We start from the raw sequence: 13,979 nt of genomic DNA, 5'->3' as shown, positions 1-13,979 counted from the left end.
AGAGATACGGAAAGGTAAAATCTCTCTCAACATCAACCATCATACCGACAGGTGAGGGTTCGCGTCAATGATGCGCGGTTCCCCCATTTCGCCGCTACGCAACGAAATCGGCTCCCCCACGCCCCGCAGGCCGCCTACGGCGGTCATTGACCCAAACCCTCCCTTGTCGGTCCCGCACCTTTGTTTTCATTCAAAGGAGCCGACGATGACCACTTACGACCACATCAACGAACTGCGCGCCGAACTTGCAGCGTCAATCGACCATGCCGAGCGTCAGCAGATCGCAGCCGAGCTGGCGGCGGCCGAAGCGAAGCTTGCCGAAGAAGAGGCCGCATTCGATGCGCTGATCAGCGCCGAGCCGCCCCACTAGGGCGGCTCTTTTCAATGCCGGCGCCTTGGGTATTGTCGCGCTATGGTCAAGCGCGTCTTTCTATTCTCAGGAATAGCCGTCTGCCTGTTTGCAGTCGGCTTCTGGTACTTTGTAGCGAGCCTCAGTTGTGGTCTGGACGGCGCGGGCGGATGTCGCAACCTTCCCCCGGCGCCATGGAAATATCCGGATGCCCTCGCCTACTCCCTGCCGTTCTTAGGCTTGGGCATTGTGTTTATCCTGGCGAGCCGGCGTTTTCGGTGACTAACCACGATCTATAAGAACGCCGATCCTAAGGAGGCAGGGAAACCGCGCCTCACAATGATCTGCCCCCTTCCGGTCGCACCCAATCGCGAGGGCGCGCTTGAGGTCCACGAACTGACAGCTGGCGCCGTATTTCTTCACCAATGCTTTCCGATCGAGCACGGCGTAACGGTCGCAGCGCCGGCACTCGACGTCGATCTTTTCCGCCCGGTAATCCTTCAGCCGAGGCAGGCTCATCCAAATCCCTCGCTTCTTCTTCGTTTTCTAGCGCGCCATGGCTACGGGCAGTTCTTTGATATTCGTGGTGTAGCGCGGCGATCGACGGTCAAACTTCGTTTGCCAGTCGCGCTTGATGCCGGCCGAGGCCGGGATAAGCGAGCCACGCCCGAATTTCCCATTGACCGCATCCAGGGCGGTCATCAGCCGTTGCGACTGGTCACGGTCCCGCGCATCGAACAGGGGCCGAGGCTGTGACGCCGCCCGCACCAGATCGTTCATGATGATTCCGGCCTTTGCGTAGCGATGGCCGTCCCTGAAGATCTTGCGCGCTCCGCTCTGAGCAGCCCGGATCAGATCAAAAGTATCGTTCGAAGTCTCGGGAAAATGGACTGTCGTTTGAGCAGAGTGCGGTTTGTCCTTCGAGTTGAAGCGCGACGTATGCATGAAGACCGCCATATGTGTCGCCTCGAGGCCATGCCGTCGCAGCTTCTCTCCCGCCCTCATCGCATAGGCCGCGACTGCCTCGAGCATTCCGGCCAGATCCGTAACCGGCGTTCCAAAGGATCGGGTTACGGCGCAGCCCTTCCGTTGTGGCGGCACGTCTTCGAGCGGCAGGCATGAAATGCCCTGCAGCTCCAGAACCGTCCTCTCCCCCACCACGCTCAGAAGATTGCGGGCGAGCCGCGCATCAACACGCGCCAAGTCGCCGGCTGTTTCGATACCCAGGCCGAATAGCTTTCGCTCTGATGCCGATCCGACGCCCCAAACCTCCCCAACCTCGACGCGATCGAGCCAGCTTTGCCGAACGGCTGCATCTGTCAGATCGCAGACGCCTCCAAGCTCAGGGTTCTTCTTGGCAACGTGGTTTGCGAACTTCGCCAGTGTCTTGCTCGGGCCAATGCCGACACAGGTCGGGATCCCGGTCCATTGCTGAACTGTGGACCGAAGATCGCGGCCGAAGGCGACGCGATCGGCGGGCCTGATGTCGGTCATATCCAAAAAGCTTTCATCGATCGAATAGACCTCAACATCCGGAGACCATTGCCGATAGATCGCATTCAGCCTGGCGCTCATGTCGCCATAAAGGGTGTAGTTGCTGGAATAGACCGCCACATCATTGTCACGACAGAGATCGCGGATCTTGAAGTAGGGTTCGCCCATGCCAATGCCGAGCGCCTTGGCCTCCGCCGTCCTGGCAACGGCGCATCCGTCGTTGTTGGACAGAACAATCACCGGCCGCTTTGCGATGGTAGGGTCAAAGACGCGCTCGCAGGAGCAATAGAATGAGTTGCCGTCAATCAGTGCAAATGAGGTCATCCCTGCTTCCTCGGTCGCAGCCAATGGACGTTGCAAAGTGCGACACCCCAGATCTCGACTTCTGCGATCTCTGGAAGGTCGAACAGCGGCATGTCCGAATTCTCAAACATCAGCCGCGGCCGACCGCCCGTCATGCGCAGCCGCTTCAATGATCGCTCGCCGTGCACGGTCGCCACGACAATATCGCCATCGACCGGCCGCACGCTTCGGTCGACCACGATCAGATCCCCATGGAAGATCCCGGCGTCTCGCATCGAATTGCCGTCGACCTTCCACAAGAAGGTTGCCGGCGGGTTCCGGATCAGGAGCTTGGTAAGGTCGATGGACTCTTCGATGTAGTCATCTGCGGGTGATGGAAAGCCGGCGCATAACCCGTGGAGCATGAGAGGCACATAGATTTCTGCCTCGATTTTCAGGCCGGCGAGCATTCAATTGGATCCTTTCACGACTGGTAGCGAAAGGAACAAACAGGGAACACATGGGGCCTCAAAAATCAAGGTAGAAGATTACGCGATCCTAATCGAAGGCTTCGCTTCAAAAGCGAGTGGGGGGACTAATCTCGTTTTCTGTCGCCGCCATCTGCCATCGGATCGTAGCCATGCTTGGTCCAATGGTCGTTCTGATCACGCAGCAAATCATAAGATCCTTCAACGACAAACTCGAAATGCGGAGCCTGATCTGGCCTGCGGACTGCCTCCCATAGATGGCCGCTGAGGGCATCTGCAGCTCTTATCTGCGCCTTGGATCGCCACTCATCGTCCCGGGCGCGATCAAAACTCCCTACCATGAGCGCGAGCTCATACAATAACCCTCGAGCGTGAACATATGGAATAAAGCGAAGGTAATGGAGGTTGAGTTCAACGCGTGCTGACCGCTCGCCTGTCGACTTTTGTCGAGCCAGGAGCATTCCGGCTCCCAGCGTCACCTGAAAACTGCCGACCTCGCAGGAGTTGTACCATACGGCGTAGGTCCGCCCGATGTCTGGTGCATCGTAGCCGCGAGCATCAGTGCTTGGCAGCTCTTCGATGGCCCATGGATCCGCGAGGTGCTTATTCAGCAACGCTGCGAACCATCGAAAATCGTGAAACAGAACTTCATGCTCCGGCCGTATCCACGATGAGATAGCGCCACCTCCAGCAAGGCTTTCCGGCTGTCGATGTTGCGGGACATGTCGAGGTCCTTCAAGCAGGGCTAAGACGCCCGAATAGTCCGTGTGAACGACTCTCGCCTCGACGGTATCTAGCCTGCTTTCGATGTGCATAAGTGCGATCGCACCGATTGCTGCAATGACGCCGATTGTCATCCAGAGGTCAGAGATCCCGAAGAAACTCTTCACTACGGATGCAGCAGCCACTGCCGCACCGATACCGAGATAAAACTTAAATCGTCCCACTTCGCGATCCCCCGCCTCTTGCTGAAGAGTTTTAGGGAGGGTTCCGCAGACTGTCCATGCGCAGGTTGTGCTTGTGAAAGCGCAGATTTGCACCTAACGCGAGTTCAAGCCGAGTGGTAGGCTAGAGGGCATTGTCACGATGGAGAGAATGGAGCTCGCGCCATGGCTGACGAAGTAGAAGATCTTTCAAGAACCCTGATCTGGACGGTGGGTATGATCACTCAAGCCGATCCAGACGATCTCAGGCGTGTATCAAGGGCATATCGAGAAGCGCAGGATCTTGTTTCCCAGATCCCGAAGAATGAAGAAGGCGCGCGTCCTCGCATCGTCGCTTGTTTTCACCGCTCAGACGAGTATCGAGCCGCAGACGATATCGCCTGCGTCGGATGGATCCTGACGGCGATCCAGGAGCGCGTGAACGAAGGCGATTTGCCCGACTGGCGGAAACTGCGAACCGTCGTGAAGAAGGCAGTGAAACTGCTACCGGATTCGACACGCACGCTTCACTGAAACCGGTCGCTGCCTTTCCTGACGACAGGATCGTCGATGCCAATCACCTCTGGCGCGTTCGGAGCGTCCAAAAGGTGCTCAAACCCTTCCCACGTTGCCTTGTCCTCAACCCAGCGGAACGGTTTTGCTGGGGGAAGTCGGCCCCGGCTTCCGCTTCGCGGCGCTATGCTAAGCCTCCTGCGGCTTCCCTTTTTCCGTCAAAACCGTGTCGAGAATTCCCGCTTTCCCGCCCCTGAAGGAGGGGCGGCGCTATGCTGAAAGCTCCGATGTTCTTCATTGTCTTTCTCGGATCTCGGACTGGCGCCGATCGATCCGAGCGATGTCTTCGCCAGAACGGCCGGAGAAGGACGCCGCATGAGCGCCGGCTGTTCGCCAAAGGCGGCCGGCGCGCGGCGGAAACCAAATCCATCCCACTGAGGAAAAGTTATGGCGCGGCTTTCGCCGCGCCGATAACGACGATCCGCCTACTTCTCCTTCGTTGTCAGATGCGGGAGAACGACGCGAATTACTTCCAGGCCTCTCGTATCCAGCTTGCGCAGTTCGTTGAACGTGAGCCGTAGCAATCTCGCATGCTCCTTGTCTTTGCCGAACAAGTGAGGAGCCGCATGTTCCAGCAGATCCTCCGGATGAGCCCCGAGAGCTTCGCAGGCGTGAACAAGACGACTGACCGTTAGCTTTGACTGCCCTGTTTCATAGCGCGCATAGGTTCGGGACCCGATACCAAGAAGCTTGGCAAACTTCTGGACGGAGAGCCTGCGGTTGGTCCGATGCACTCTAAGGGCCTCGGCAATTCGGTTTTCCAGCTCTTCAGCAAGGAGCACGCGACCATTTTGGGGCTTACGGTAGGTCGGCTTTTCAAGCGCTGGATCATGCACCTCCATGAGCCCGAGGGTGTCGATCCAATTTTCGAAGACAGGACCTGCCATGGCACTCCTAACGTATCCACCAAACGTTGCGTCCATCTAATCCGGACCGCAACCGCTAAGGAAGACCTAAAGTGTACTTTGGTGATCAAATTTGGCGCATCGCTGACGCGACCCCGCTCTATGCCTGCGGCACGGAGCCAGCCAAAAAGCTGTCTCCGCCCAAAGGGGTAGCGATCGGTTGCGCTTGCGGCTTCGCCGCTAACGTAGCGAAAACTCGCGCCACATTGGATCGACTTAGGCTGTTTACATGCGTGATTGATCAACCCATATTGCCCCCGGACACAGGTAGGTCGTGGCAAGTCTCTAGCCCTTTCTTGTCGCGTACCAACGGAGGCCGCCCCGCCTCGTATCGGGGCGGCCTTTCCTTTTATTCCGCTGCCAGGTTCCGGTTCTTCCGATGAGTCATTGCGCTCATGCGCGGTTCACAGAGAAGCAGTGACGCCGCAGGCGTCCATTTTGTCCCTTAGATGAGGGAAAGAGGAGCGCCGCCCCCTCTCCCTCACAAGGGGAAAAAACGGTCTCCCCGTCCTTCCTTCGCGCAGCCTTAAGGCCGCGCTTTCGTGCAGGATCGCCGCTAACGCGGCGCCCCTTCGGCTTTGCCTCGGGCGGGAGAACCCCCTCCGTTTTTATCCCCTTGCCACCCTCTCCCCCGCTGCTCCGCGCGAGCTCGGGAGCAGGAGCGGGGCTCCTGCCCACGAGGGGCATGAGAAGACCGCTTCGCGGAATTGGAGAAAGGGCTAGACTATGACCACAACCGCAACCGTTTACCTGCTGGACCCGGAAGCCGGGACCATTCAAGCCGCCGAGGTCGCCGCGCCAAGCGCGTTTTCTCAGACCTACGGGCTGATTGGATGCCAGCTTGTCGAGGTGGTGCCATTCGACACGAACCACGTTCTTATCGTCGATGAGGAGGGTTTGCGGGATGGCCTGACCGCCTTCACCATCTTTGACGGCTACCCGCAGCCATTGGCCGGAAAAATCGTCCTTGCCAGTCTGGACGGGGCGCACGTCCTTCCGCCGCAAATCAGCATCGAGGAAGCGGCCAACCGATTCAAATGCTGCAAGCCTGTCCTGGACCCTGTGTTTGCCCAACAGGACGAACATACGCCGAAAGGGGTCATTCTTGCCGGTGTGCTGATTGGATTTCAGACGCGCATCGAACGTCGCATCCCGACCGTGATCAAGGGAGGCATCCAATGATCATTGCCGTTGTCGAGGACCGCACCCTATCCATTCTCGCCGGAACCTTTGCCGCGACCATCGCGGCGAAGGACATCGAACATAACTTCCATGCCCTCACGCATTTTCCGGAGCGGCGCACCCTGTCCGAACTGGAGGGGCTGGCAGAGCGCCTGAACGGCTTTGCCGCCTACATGGTGGAGCTGTGGGAGCAAGCAAAACTGCCCCTGCCGGACGCTGAACTAGAGGCTTTTGCCCGTCGTCATGTGGAGATCACCCGCAAGTTTTGGGCAGCGGAAGGCCGTTGCATGAACTGGTTTATCACCGGTCCTGCCCGCTTTCCCGTCGCCCGTAACGAAAAGCGGATGCGAGTTTCAGACGCCCGCCGTGCTGACATCTCGGCCCATATTGCGACTGCGAAAAAGGCAGTGAAGCGCAAGGCGTTTCCCCACGGGACCGATGACGAGCCGATCCGCTCCGGCGATCCGGCTGCCATGCAGCGTATTGCCTCGCGGATCGAAGACCTGGCCCTGTCCATCAACCGGATGAAACGGGCGAATGTCATCATCCGCCGGATGGAGAAGGATCAGGCGAGCGAAGCCGACATTCTGGCCCGCGTGGTCGCAGAAACCGGCATGGACGAGGAAAGGGCAGCGCGTGGCGTCACGCTTGCCCCTTGGCAGAACCGGCGCGGCTTTTCCACCACCAACACCCGCGCCGAACTGCGCCGGATGCAATCCCGCCTCGCTTCGCTTGCCGCTATGAAGAAGCGCGGCGACCGCGCCGAGGACATCGAGACGGAGGCAGGAGCCGTTACAGTCAAAGAAAACACCGACATGGCCCGCATTCAGTTGCTCTTCTCCGGCAAGCCGGACGAGCAGACGCGGCGCACCTTGAAATCTCACGGCTTCCGCTGGTCCCCGTCGCAAGGGGCGTGGCAGCGCAACTTGAACGAGGCCGGACGCTATGCGGCCAAGTGCGTCTTGCGATCGATCAGCGGCGACAGCGCCGCTTGATCAGCTCTGGAAACAGAGGATCGACATGATGAGCAGGAGCCAGCGCCGAACCGTCGAAGTGTTTGACACACCATCCGGTCTAGGCGGAAGTCATACAGTCGAGGTCATCGATGACATCGGACATGGTAAGGTCAGAGTGCGCGTCTGGTATGGTCGCGCCACCGCGACGGGTTGGGAGGCATGGAAAGACTGGGACGGATACACATTCGACACCAGTCGGGATCAGCTTCGCAACAAAAGGACAATGCCGCTATACAAGAGCAGGTAAAGTTTTGAGGGCGGAAGCAGCGTGCGCGGAGCCAGCCCGCGCTATCTGGGAGAATAGGCTACCCAGACCGAGGCGACGGGCCTCGCCCTCGAAAGGAGTTGATGTGATGTGGTTCATTCCACTGACCATCACTCTTAAAATGACAAAGACCCGGAAGAGCTGGTCACTCATGTTCCGGGTCCAAGTCATCTTTTAAGAGCAGGGGCGGCGGGCAAAGCTCGCCGTCCCACTCCCTGAATATAAGGCCTTTTCATCGTTTTCTCAAGCAGAAGGAAGACATGCCATTGAGCCGCTACACCGTGACCGTAAAGACGGATGAAGACACCGATGAAAACGCCGTCATCGGGTACGATCCACCGTTGCGCACCTTCTTTCTGCAGGCGTTTCCAGATGAGGAAACCGACGAATATGCGCTTTGGTTCGGGACGCTTCTTGAGCAGCACCCGAGCCTTGAATCGATCATCGAAAGCGCTCGCCGTTTTGGCTACCAGATTGAGGGACTGACACAGGACGCCATTATCGCCATGACGAAGGAGGCGAGCACGCCGACGCCGCCGAGCCTTGGTGAGCGACTAGGGTTGGTGCGCTGACCATTGGCAGATTTTGCGGGGCTGGTTCGGAAGAACCGACCCCGTCGCAGTTTCAGCGATTGCGAACCTTGCCGCATCGAGCGGACTGCGCTTCGCCCGAAGGGAGCCCAAGCCCCTCCCCTCGGCTCCCCTCCCGCCCGAGCTACCGGCGCACGCTGTGATGTGGTTGAGCAGACCGGGACCGACGACTGGTGAGCAACTGTTTCATCTCTCTTGCCGTCAGGGTGCTTTTTGTCGCGATCAGGTAGCTCGTCAGATAAGCCAGCTTAAGACTCGCCTCTCCGGCGCTCTTTGGCTCGTATTTGATGAGCGCTAGGCGTCCTGCTTTCGCCTTCTTGCCCTCCTGAACCTCTGCCGAGTGCTGTTCGATCAAGTCACGAAGGGAAGGCGCTTCTTCAGTCTCACTACCTGCGGTTTCCGCTCCAATAAGTTTGGGCGCGGATGCGCCCGGCGCCTGGACTACGGCCTGCGTGGTTCTTGCGCCACGAGACGAAGGCGAACTGGATGACAACAGTAGCATGGCAGATGCCTCACTGATCAAGTTGCATTGGAGGAGCTTTAAGACCATTGCACGAGAGGGAAGGCACGATAGGATACGAAACGGAACGAAATTTGGACCCGCAAGTCATTGGAAAAAAACGGTAAGATTTTTGTCGCGCCGCCTAACGACGGAAGCGATTTCAAGGAACTTTTCAAGCAAATGGCTGCTGCAGGAGCCGGTCGACCTCTCGGCGATGATGGTTTTCCGCAAGGTCCGTGGACGCCGGAACTGCTGGCTGAGGCCATCTCAAAGATCGACTCCAATCGCGGCGGGGTGGATCTTCGCACGGTCCAGCTCTGGTTTCAGGAGAACGACAAGGGCATCAGCACCACCAACATCCGCTGGCTCGCACGCATCTTTGGTTGCGGCGATAAGGAGGCGACGAATGATTGGATGAAGGAGCTTACTGCAGCGCAAGCCCGACTGACGGCCAAGCGGCGGGATCACAAGAAGGCTGGCGGCGCAGGTACGTTTCGGGTTCCCGACATGCCGGCGCCAGCGGCAAACCCAATTCCGCTAACCCCAGTCGTTTCGGTGGATCTTCAACCCATGCCGGCGGAGCGGCCATCGGGATTGGCGGTCAACACCGAGGCAATTTTTTCCCACGGCTCATACTTGAACCTGCCGGCGTCGATCTTTGCCGGTTCGTCCGCGCTTGGCTTCCTGTCTTACATTCTCGGGATCCACAGCATCTCCTATCTACGTGAGGACGGTATCGAAAAGCAGGTCGGCTTTCTATGGGCACCGAACTGGACGTTCCTCTTCATGGTGCTGTTGCCGCTGTTCTTCGCGCTCGTCATCGAGCTTCTGGTATTCTGGAAGCATGATGCACGCCCGAGGTTCCTTGCGCAGGTCGATCGGCCGCAAAGCGTCGGTGCCTGGACGCACAATCTGCAGGCCAACTCCCATACCTATTGGGCCGTCTTCCTGATCTGCGTCGTCTTCGCGGGGGTGTTTCAATGGGTCGGCGTGGACCTGATCCCTCTTCTTGAGCAGAGTCAGGACTTCGCTCCGAGCTGGGGGACGATTGGCATCATCCGTCCGGATGTCATTTCGACGCCGGCGGCCATCGTCTTCACCGCCCTTGCGTACCTCTATATGTCCCTCAGCTTCTATCTGTTGTTCGCGGGCCTAATCCTCCTGCATACGATCGTCCATGATCTATGGAAGCTCGACAGCCAAGCGAAGCTTCGGACTGATCAGGCATCGGGGCCGGGAATCAGTGAGGCCGGTCTGAGGATCATGCGGGGCGTGTTCCGATGCACAGTTCTCGTCGTCCTGGCCGCCATCTGCATGAAGGCGCAGAGCGCCTATCTCGCTTCACGAGGCCCCGACATCATAACATGGATGGTTCGCGATGTGTGGGCTGCCCTCACCAGCTACGACGACGGCGATCATATCTTTGGCTATCGAATGCCAACCCACTACAGCAGCCTCCTCGTCGCCATATCGACCTGCAGCGTCTTCTTGTATGGAGCAATCCGGCTGGGCAGTGACACACGTCTGCGAGCGCCCTTGTGGAAGATGTCTTCCGCGATCGGACTGCTCCTGATCTCGTATCTGACGATCGATGCCTTTGACGGCTTCTCGGTTTTGCTGATTGTCGCCGCATTGATCGCCACATACGGGCTATTTGATCCAGAGTTTGGATCCGGCTGGCGAGCCGGCGATATGGAAGGCGACAGCCATGTTTCATAGCTGGCTCGATCGTTGGGACGAGGGCCGCGCCCAACGCGGCGAAGAGGCCAAGGAGACCACGGACCTCATTCTGGACGCCGATCGTGCATTCCCCGGCATGGGAGCGGCTGAAACGCTAGAGGGGTTTTGCGTACTCGCGGAAATGGCCGCGGCTGATCCGGGTTTCTTTGATCCGCCTCATTCAAGCGACCAAACCTTTGAGCTGCGGGATGGCTGGCTGAAATTCCCTTCGGACATCTCAACGGATGTCGCGGAAAACAACATCGTGTGGGCCAGGATCACGGAGAGCGGAAAACGCGATCAGGCGGTGGTGATCTTCCATCACTGGAACGCCGAAAGTCGGAACCGGCAGATTGCCGGGTTCCTCTCCTGGCAAGGGATCACGGTTATCGAGATCGCCATGCCTTACCACTTGGAGCGCAAGCGCCCGGGCTCGCTCTATGCCGATTACATGCTCAGCGCCAATCTTGGCCGAACGGTGCAGGCCGTCAGACAGGCTGTATGGGACGGGCGCAAGCTTATCCGCTGGCTGAAGCGCGAGGGGTATCGGGATGTTTCTGTCCTCGGGATGAGTCTTGGTTCCTGGATAGCTGGACTGGTCGCGGCGCATGAGACCGCCGTTTCTCGGGCGTCCCTCTTCCTCTCGGCAGGAAGCCTTGCCGAAATGGTATGGACCGGGCGCGCAACCCGATCGATCCGGAAGAGCCTCGAGCCGCATCTTACGCTTGCCCAGCTGCAACGAGCGTGGGCACCACTCAATCTTGAAAACCATGCAGACAAGCTGGCGCGGCCAAGCCTCGAAATTCATGTCGTCCTAGCATCGAGGGACACGGTTGTTTTGCCGGACCTGTCAGAACGCCTGCTAAAGCGGCTGCAGAATGCCGGAGCCAGAGTGAGCGTGCTGCGGTTGAATTGCGGGCACTACTCTCTTGGGCGGCCACCTTACATCTTGGGAGCCGGATGGAGCCTGAAGCGGTTTCTGTTGCGCAAGCGCGACGCCGCTCAGGCATAGGAGCGCTTGAGCGCCGCATCGAGCGGCACCCAACCGCAAATGAGGGGAGCCCCCTTCGGCCCCTCCCCTCAAACTCCCCTTCCCCCTCACGACGGACGCGCCCCGCAAGCGGGACGGCTCACTGAGGCTTGTTGTCGTTTCCGGCTTGGAGCGCCGACGCGAGCTCAACCACCGCTGCAGCATCACGACGATGGAGATACGACCTGGCGGCCGGATCACGATTGGCCGGTTGAAGGCAAAGGCGACGGCCGGGGCTACGAAGGCCGCGTTTTCAGGCCGCTCCTTAGTGGCCGTACGTAATCTAATGCTGCGCACGATACGTCAGGCCCCGCCTTGGCGTGCAACCCTAAAGGGTTCTCCTCTCCGCTTCGCTCCGTTGCGATCGCTGCGCGATGCACTCGGCGGTTCCAGCCGTATTCGAGCTTCGCGATTACGCACAACCACTAAGGAGGAACCTCTGATGAAAACGCTCGTAACCTTCTGCCAGAAAACCGGCCGTCGTCTTCGCCAGTTCATCAACCGGCAAATCGCGAAGTTGTCCCACAAGGGCCAACTTCGGTTCTCCATCGCCGTGATGCTTCCGCTCATCGCCAAGGTCGAGTTCAGCTATCAAGTCGAGCTCAACAGCAAGGCCGGAAACGACAACAAGCCTCAGTGAGGTACAGCCGCACCCTGCCCTGCAGGGTGCGGCCTATCCGTCGTGATCCCGAACCCGCGGCCTTGCAAGCGCCCGCAGGAAGCATATTTGCTGGTAGATGACAGACTTTCCAAAAGCGCCACCCGAAAAGGACGAAAGCCGCCACATCGCATGTCAGATGGCGGTGGAGACTGTTTTGCAGGATCTGGTAGAGGACGCCTTGCGCCGAGGGTGGGAGGAAACGGAAGTCCTCTCCGCCATTACCGAAGTTGCGGACAACCTCATGCTGGCGGCTGCCGCCAATCGGGATCTCGACCTGCTCATCGCTGCTCTGAGAAGAAACATGCCCCCGCCCAATCTTGCCGGTTAGGCGTCTCCAACATCGAGCGAATATACTGCCGCTGCGTCTTCAGGGTCGCGAAGTCCCTTGAACGAGGCGTGGCGCAGTTTCCCGTCGGACGTCCATCCCCGGAAGTCGATTTCAGCGATCAGGCCTGGATCTGTCGCGATCCGGGTCTTCTCTTTGAAGCGGATCACCGGCTCGTTCGTTTTCAGCTTGTCGAGCTGCTTTCGCAACGCTCGCGCTTGCTGATGTTTAAAGCCAGTTCCGACACTTCCGACATAGACATACTCACCTCCTCTGAGAGCTCCGAGAAGGAGGCTTCCAAAGCCATCTGGCATAGCTGACGACAGTTCGTAGCCGAGGATGGCAAAGCTTTCGCGCTGGACGCACTTGATCTTAATCCAGTCGCCAGTCTTGCCCGGTCTGTAGGGGCGATCACGATGCTTGCCGATGATGCCTTCCAGGCCCAGCGCGCAAGCGTGTTCGATCAGCCTTTCGGGATCCTCGTTGATTTCCTCGGACAAGCGGATCGCCCCTGTCGCCTCATCAAGCAGATCCTCCAGGATGTGCCGCCGTGCAGCAAATTCCAGCTTACGCAGATCATGCCCGTCGAGGTACATGAGATCGAACGCGAACATGAGCGCGGTTCCAGCCGGCTGTTTTCCGGTCCGGCCCCCAAGCGAGCCCTGCAGCAGCCCGAAGTCTGATCGCCCCATCTCGTCGAGCACGACGGCTTCACCATCGAGGATGAATGTCGCCGGACCAAGAGCGGCCGCCGCTGACGCTATGGCCGGGAATCTTTCCGTCCAGTCAAAGCCGCCGCGTGTCAGGATCCTCACCTTGGATAGCTCCCGGTGGACAGAAATACGGTAGCCGTCCCACTTGATATCGTAGGACCATTCGGGGCCCTTCGGCGGGCGGTTCTTCAAGACGGCTAGGCAAGGTTCGACGCGATCCGGCATGGGATCGAACAGGAGGCGCGGCTGTTCAGGGTCGCGAGGTCTCAGGCGTCCGCTTCGCAGCGGCGCCTTATCTTCCGTCAGAAGCGGTTTTGGCGGCTTTCGCGGTCCTTTTACCATTCCGCTATTTCAGCAGAGACAGCTTAACAACCCGCTTAGGAAGCCTCTGGACCTCCGTCCGCTTGCTCCATAGGGTTTCGGTGCCCGGAAACGACGTAGGACAGGCACTGGTGGATCAGGCAACCGCCCAAGAACTGCTGAAGCTCATTCACAGTATCGCAGATCCTTGCGAGGATATCATCGCCAAGGCTGGCGATCTCGCCGGCGATCCGTCCCAACCGCCAGAGATCCAGCAAGCCTCTGCTGACCTGGCTGCGACTGTTGAACAGCTGTTTCAGATCGCCCACTACATCATGAACGCAACGCCGAGGCTATAGAGGCAAGGAACCGTTTTGCCGGGGGAAGTCGGTCCCGGCTTCCGCTTCGCGGCGCTATGCTAAGCCTCCTGCGGCTTCCCTTCTTCCGGCAAAACCGTGTCGAGAATTCCCGCTTTCCCGCCCCTGATGGGGGGCGGCGCTATGCTGAAAGCTCCGATGTTCTTCATTGTCCTTCTCGGATCTCGGACTGGCGCCGATCGATCCGAGCCGAGCGGCTTGCCGCCGCCTTCGACACGTTGAATCAAGTTGAAATGGAGAGCTGCCCGAGGAGCGGAGCGCTCATCACTCGGAGCGCAGCGGGCA

15 protein-coding genes are annotated in these 13,979 nt (G+C 58.9%); 10 read left to right on the top strand and 5 right to left on the bottom strand.

Annotated features, from left to right (window positions below):
* The first annotated feature begins 205 nt into the window (after positions 1-205).
* Positions 206-370, top strand: a complete 165-nt coding sequence (locus tag HV823_RS21210) for a hypothetical protein (protein WP_176951717.1) — start codon at positions 206-208, stop codon at positions 368-370.
* Positions 371-895: 525 nt separating this feature from the next.
* Here the strand turns inward: HV823_RS21210 and HV823_RS21205 are convergent.
* The 3 genes from HV823_RS21205 to HV823_RS21195 all read right to left on the bottom strand — a co-directional run bounded on the left by HV823_RS21205 (position 896) and on the right by HV823_RS21195 (position 3,560).
* Positions 896-2,167 (bottom strand): Y-family DNA polymerase, encoded by a 1,272-nt coding sequence (locus HV823_RS21205; RefSeq protein WP_176951716.1) that lies wholly within the window; start codon positions 2,165-2,167, stop codon positions 896-898.
* Positions 2,164-2,595 (bottom strand): LexA family protein, encoded by a 432-nt coding sequence (locus HV823_RS21200; RefSeq protein ID WP_246301846.1) that lies wholly within the window; start codon positions 2,593-2,595, stop codon positions 2,164-2,166. Before HV823_RS21200 ends, HV823_RS21205 begins: the two co-directional genes overlap by 4 nt.
* 125 nt (positions 2,596-2,720) lie before the next feature.
* Complete coding sequence (locus HV823_RS21195; protein WP_176951715.1) at positions 2,721-3,560, bottom strand: hypothetical protein; 840 nt, start codon at positions 3,558-3,560, stop codon at positions 2,721-2,723.
* Between the two features lie 162 nt (positions 3,561-3,722).
* Between HV823_RS21195 and HV823_RS21190 the strand changes: the two genes are divergently transcribed.
* Positions 3,723-4,070, top strand: coding sequence for a hypothetical protein (locus HV823_RS21190; protein WP_176951714.1), 348 nt, complete (start codon positions 3,723-3,725; stop codon positions 4,068-4,070).
* Between the two features lie 464 nt (positions 4,071-4,534).
* Here HV823_RS21190 and HV823_RS21185 read toward each other — a convergent pair whose 3' ends face one another.
* Positions 4,535-4,996: a helix-turn-helix domain-containing protein gene (locus HV823_RS21185; RefSeq protein ID WP_176951713.1), complete on the bottom strand. Its 462-nt coding sequence runs from the start codon at positions 4,994-4,996 to the stop codon at positions 4,535-4,537.
* Between the two features lie 744 nt (positions 4,997-5,740).
* Here HV823_RS21185 and HV823_RS21180 point away from each other — a divergent pair.
* From HV823_RS21180 to HV823_RS21150, 7 genes are all read left to right on the top strand, one after another.
* On the top strand, positions 5,741-6,196 hold the full coding sequence (locus HV823_RS21180) for a DUF3846 domain-containing protein (RefSeq protein WP_176951712.1): 456 nt from the start codon (positions 5,741-5,743) through the stop codon (positions 6,194-6,196).
* Positions 6,193-7,191, top strand: a complete 999-nt coding sequence (locus HV823_RS21175) for a hypothetical protein (RefSeq protein ID WP_246301845.1) — start codon at positions 6,193-6,195, stop codon at positions 7,189-7,191. The genes HV823_RS21180 and HV823_RS21175 overlap by 4 nt, the downstream gene beginning before the upstream one ends.
* Positions 7,192-7,743: 552 nt before the next feature.
* Positions 7,744-8,049, top strand: coding sequence for a hypothetical protein (locus HV823_RS21170; RefSeq protein WP_176951711.1), 306 nt, complete (start codon positions 7,744-7,746; stop codon positions 8,047-8,049).
* Between the two features lie 628 nt (positions 8,050-8,677).
* Complete coding sequence (locus HV823_RS21165; RefSeq protein WP_176951710.1) at positions 8,678-10,288, top strand: RcgA family putative transporter; 1,611 nt, start codon at positions 8,678-8,680, stop codon at positions 10,286-10,288.
* On the top strand, positions 10,278-11,300 hold the full coding sequence (locus HV823_RS21160) for an alpha/beta fold hydrolase (RefSeq protein ID WP_176951709.1): 1,023 nt from the start codon (positions 10,278-10,280) through the stop codon (positions 11,298-11,300). Before HV823_RS21165 ends, HV823_RS21160 begins: the two co-directional genes overlap by 11 nt.
* Positions 11,301-11,760: 460 nt before the next feature.
* Complete coding sequence (locus HV823_RS21155; RefSeq protein WP_052642493.1) at positions 11,761-11,958, top strand: hypothetical protein; 198 nt, start codon at positions 11,761-11,763, stop codon at positions 11,956-11,958.
* Positions 11,959-12,055: 97 nt separating this feature from the next.
* The gene (locus HV823_RS21150) at positions 12,056-12,307 is read left to right on the top strand and encodes a hypothetical protein (protein ID WP_176951708.1); all 252 of its coding nucleotides are present in this window, start codon (positions 12,056-12,058) and stop codon (positions 12,305-12,307) included.
* Here the strand turns inward: HV823_RS21150 and ligD are convergent.
* Positions 12,304-13,359 carry a non-homologous end-joining DNA ligase gene (gene ligD / locus HV823_RS21145; protein WP_176951707.1) on the bottom strand — a complete coding sequence of 352 codons (1,056 nt, stop codon included), beginning with the start codon at positions 13,357-13,359 and terminating at the stop codon, positions 12,304-12,306. The genes HV823_RS21150 and ligD overlap by 4 nt on opposite strands.
* A gap of 110 nt (positions 13,360-13,469) precedes the next feature.
* Here ligD and HV823_RS21140 point away from each other — a divergent pair, with 110 nt between their 5' ends.
* The gene (locus tag HV823_RS21140) at positions 13,470-13,676 is read left to right on the top strand and encodes a hypothetical protein (RefSeq protein WP_037094711.1); all 207 of its coding nucleotides are present in this window, start codon (positions 13,470-13,472) and stop codon (positions 13,674-13,676) included.
* The last annotated feature ends 303 nt before the right edge of the window (positions 13,677-13,979 follow it).

The organism is Mycoplana rhizolycopersici (assembly GCF_013378445.1).
Taxonomy (GTDB): Bacteria; Pseudomonadota; Alphaproteobacteria; order Rhizobiales; family Rhizobiaceae; genus Mycoplana; species Mycoplana rhizolycopersici.
This window is presented reverse-complemented; position numbering and strand designations above follow the sequence as displayed.